We start from the raw sequence: 1,997 nt of genomic DNA on the forward strand, positions 1-1,997 counted from the left end.
GGGTGAGTCGGGACCTAAGGCGAGGCCGACAGGCGTAGTCGATGGACAACGGGTTGATATTCCCGTACCGGCGAAGAACCGCCCATACTGAACTGGGGATACTAACCACCGGTTCCACCCGTTTCTCATGCGCCACTTTGTGGTGTGTGGTTGTGGTGGGATGCGTGGGACCTGATCCAGGGAGGTAAGCGTGTTAACAGGTGTGACGCAGGAAGGTAGCCGAGCCAGGCGATGGTAGTCCTGGTCTAAGCGTGTAGGGCGAGTCATTGGTAAATCCGTGGCTCATATAGCTTGAGACGTGATGGGACCCCTTTGGTGGGGGATTCGGTGATCCTATGCTGCCGAGAAAAGCATCGACGTGAGGTTCTAGCCGCCCGTACCCCAAACCGACACAGGTGATCAGGTAGAGAATACTAAGGCGTTCGAGAGAATCATGGTTAAGGAACTCGGCAAAATGCCCCCGTAACTTCGGGAGAAGGGGGGCCCGGACCCTGACATGCCCTTGCGGTGTGGAGGGGGTAAGGGTCGCAGAGACCAGGGGGAAGCGACTGTTTATCAAAAACACAGGTCCGTGCGAAGTCGTAAGACGATGTATACGGACTGACTCCTGCCCGGTGCTGGAAGGTTAAGAGGACCTGTTAGACGCAAGTCGAAGCGGAGAATTTAAGCCCCAGTAAACGGCGGTGGTAACTATAACCATCCTAAGGTAGCGAAATTCCTTGTCGGGTAAGTTCCGACCTGCACGAATGGAGTAACGACTTCCCCGCTGTCTCAACCATGAACTCGGCGAAATTGCAGTACGAGTAAAGATGCTCGTTACGCGCAGCAGGACGGAAAGACCCCGAGACCTTTACTATAGTTTGGTATTGGTGTTCGGTGCGGCTTGTGTAGGATAGGTGGGAGACTGTGAAGCGGACACGCCAGTGTTCGTGGAGTCGTTGTTGAAATACCACTCTGGTCGCTCTGGATATCTAACTTCGGCCCGTGATCCGGGTCAGGGACAGTGCCTGATGGGTAGTTTAACTGGGGCGGTTGCCTCCTAAAGAGTAACGGAGGCGCCCAAAGGTTCCCTCAGCCTGGTTGGCAATCAGGTGTTGAGTGCAAGTGCACAAGGGAGCTTGACTGTGAGAGTGACGGCTCGAGCAGGGACGAAAGTCGGGACTAGTGATCCGGCGGTACATTGTGGAATGGCCGTCGCTCAACGGATAAAAGGTACCTCGGGGATAACAGGCTGATCTTGCCCAAGAGTCCATATCGACGGCATGGTTTGGCACCTCGATGTCGGCTCGTCGCATCCTGGGGCTGGAGTTGGTCCCAAGGGTTGGGCTGTTCGCCCATTAAAGCGGCACGCGAGCTGGGTTCAGAACGTCGTGAGACAGTTCGGTCCCTATCCGCTGCGCGCGTTGGAAATTTGAGAAGGTCTGTCCTTAGTACGAGAGGACCGGGACGGACGAACCTCTGGTATGTCAGTTGTACCGCCAGGTGCATGGCTGATTGGCTACGTTCGGGAGAGATAACCGCTGAAAGCATCTAAGCGGGAAGCTTGCTTCGAGATGAGATTTCCTTCCTCCTTTGTGGGGGTGAGGCTCCCAGGAGACTACTGGGTTGATAGGCTGGATGTGGTAGCGAGGACTGACGACTCGTGGAGCTGACCAGTACTAATAAGCCGATGATCTTCACACACACAACATGTCTTGCAGCCCCGTTTGGGGTGTGAATAGCAGCGTGTTTCGCGTCCACTGTACGGTTTTGGAACAACACCGTCCCACAACCATCTGGTTCCCGTTCGCGGGGTTGGTGGTGGTGGGTGGTAGGTTCGTGAACAGGTTTCCACGCGCACTGCGGTGTGTGGTGGTGGCAGGTTTGCGGTGGTTATAGCGTGAGGGAAACGCCCGGTCTCATCCCGAACCCGGAAGCTAAGGCTCACAGCGCCGATGGTACTGCACTCTGATGGGTGTGGGAGAGTAGGTCGCCGCCGCAATTATTTGTACGGAGAG

2 rRNA genes are annotated in these 1,997 nt (G+C 55.8%); both read left to right on the plus strand.

Annotation, left to right across the window (positions count from 1 at the left end):
- A 23S ribosomal RNA gene (locus tag IG178_RS24155) occupies nucleotides 1-1,683 on the plus strand; the annotation flags it as partial.
- A 181-nt stretch (nucleotides 1,684-1,864) separates the two neighbouring features.
- A 5S ribosomal RNA gene (gene rrf / locus IG178_RS24160) occupies nucleotides 1,865-1,981 on the plus strand.
- The last annotated feature ends 16 nt before the right edge of the window (nucleotides 1,982-1,997 follow it).

Source organism: Neoluteolibacter marinus (assembly GCF_014904755.1).
Classification (GTDB): domain Bacteria; phylum Verrucomicrobiota; class Verrucomicrobiia; order Verrucomicrobiales; family Akkermansiaceae; genus Haloferula; species Haloferula marina.